Annotated in this window: 1 protein-coding gene; it reads left to right on the forward strand. The window is 52.1% G+C overall.

Annotation, left to right across the window (positions count from 1 at the left end):
- Positions 1–63 precede the first annotated feature (63 nt).
- Positions 64–768: an IS6-like element IS26 family transposase gene (locus HMPREF2820_RS03185; protein WP_001067858.1), complete on the forward strand. Its 705-nt coding sequence runs from the start codon at positions 64–66 to the stop codon at positions 766–768.
- Positions 769–820 lie beyond the last annotated feature (52 nt).

Below are 820 nucleotides of genomic sequence, written 5' to 3' on the forward strand. Positions count from 1 at the left end.
GGCACTGTTGCAAATAGTCGGTGGTGATAAACTTATCATCCCCTTTTGCTGATGGAGCTGCACATGAACCCATTCAAAGGCCGGCATTTTCAGCGTGACATCATTCTGTGGGCCGTACGCTGGTACTGCAAATACGGCATCAGTTACCGTGAGCTGCAGGAGATGCTGGCTGAACGCGGAGTGAATGTCGATCACTCCACGATTTACCGCTGGGTTCAGCGTTATGCGCCTGAAATGGAAAAACGGCTGCGCTGGTACTGGCGTAACCCTTCCGATCTTTGCCCGTGGCACATGGATGAAACCTACGTGAAGGTCAATGGCCGCTGGGCGTATCTGTACCGGGCCGTCGACAGCCGGGGCCGCACTGTCGATTTTTATCTCTCCTCCCGTCGTAACAGCAAAGCTGCATACCGGTTTCTGGGTAAAATCCTCAACAACGTGAAGAAGTGGCAGATCCCACGATTCATCAACACGGATAAAGCGCCCGCCTATGGTCGCGCGCTTGCTCTGCTCAAACGCGAAGGCCGGTGCCCGTCTGACGTTGAACACCGACAGATTAAGTACCGGAACAACGTGATTGAATGCGATCATGGCAAACTGAAACGGATAATCAACGCCACGCTGGGATTTAAATCCATGAAGACGGCTTACGCCACCATCAAAGGTATTGAGGTGATGCGTGCACTACGCAAAGGCCAGGCCTCAGCATTTTATTATGGTGATCCCCTGGGCGAAATGCGCCTGGTAAGCAGAGTTTTTGAAATGTAAGGCCTTTGAATAAGACAAAAGGCTGCCTCATCGCTAACTTTGCAACAGTGCC

It is taken from the genome of Corynebacterium sp. HMSC064E08, from assembly GCF_001811805.1.
Lineage (GTDB): Bacteria > Actinomycetota > Actinomycetes > Mycobacteriales > Mycobacteriaceae > Corynebacterium > Corynebacterium jeikeium_D.

Bases quoted from the DNA above. Each gene is read 5' to 3' on its own strand.
- HMPREF2820_RS03185 (WP_001067858.1), top strand. From the start codon at position 64: ATGAACCCATTCAAAGGCCGGCATTTTCAGCGTGACATCATTCTGTGG.